We start from the raw sequence: 898 nt of genomic DNA, 5'->3' as shown, positions 1-898 counted from the left end.
ACGATCAGCTGCACCGACGACGGCACCTTCACCGTCACGCTCACCGCCGACGACGGCGTCAACGGAGCGGTCAGCGACAGCGCGACGGTCACGCTGAGCAACGTCGCTCCGTCGCTGCGGGAGACCCCCGCGCCGAGCCCGCTGCGCGCGGCCGCCGCGGCCGTCGCCCCCACCCAGTGGCCAGTACACCGGGCCCGTACGGCGTTCGAGCTGAAGGTCCCGTTCAACGATCCCGGCACCAACGACACCCACACCTGCACCGTTGTCTGGGATGACGGCCGTACAGAATCAGTGACTGCCACCAACAACGTCTGCCAGGCCACGCACACCTTCACCGACGCCGGCATGTACACCATCGACGTCACCGTCCGCGACGACGACGCCGCCGCCGACACGTCCGGCAGCATGATCGTGGTCTACGACCCCGACGCCGGCACCGCCAACATCGACGGCTCCACCGCCACCCCGGCCGGCGCCCTGGTCAGCGAGCCGAACGCGGCCGGCCAGACATGGCTGCACAACACCGCCCAGTACCAGAGCAGCAGTGCCACCACCCCGGTCGGCCAGGGCAAGGCGTGGACGGACGGGACGAGCTTCCGGCTCGAACCCAGCTCCATGGAATGGCTCGTGCTCACCAAGGACGGCAAGGTCGCCTCCCGCGGTACGGGAACCCTCAACGGCCGGTCCGGCTACACCTGGGTGATCTACGGCTGGGACGCCTGTTCGTCGGGCCGCACCGACTGCGTGGGCATCCCCACCGACCGGGCCCGCCTGGTCGTCTTCGAAACCGCCACCGGGACGGTCGTCTACGACCACAGCCCCGGCAGCACCGAGTTCGACGTCGACCGGATCGCCCCGCGCGATCTGACCTCCGGCGCCGTCCAACTGCACCGCACCG

1 protein-coding gene is annotated in these 898 nt (G+C 70.2%); it reads left to right on the top strand.

The genetic code is table 11. The features are described 5' to 3' along the window. A partial coding sequence (locus tag ADK66_RS32040; RefSeq protein WP_197281662.1) for a PKD domain-containing protein occupies window positions 1-898 on the top strand: 898 nt, incomplete at both ends.

It is taken from the genome of Micromonospora sp. NRRL B-16802 (assembly GCF_001279555.1).
In the GTDB taxonomy this organism is placed as follows: Bacteria; Actinomycetota; Actinomycetes; order Mycobacteriales; family Micromonosporaceae; genus Micromonospora; species Micromonospora profundi.
The sequence above is the reverse complement of the archived record's forward strand: the minus strand, read 5'-3'. Positions and strand labels throughout refer to the sequence as shown.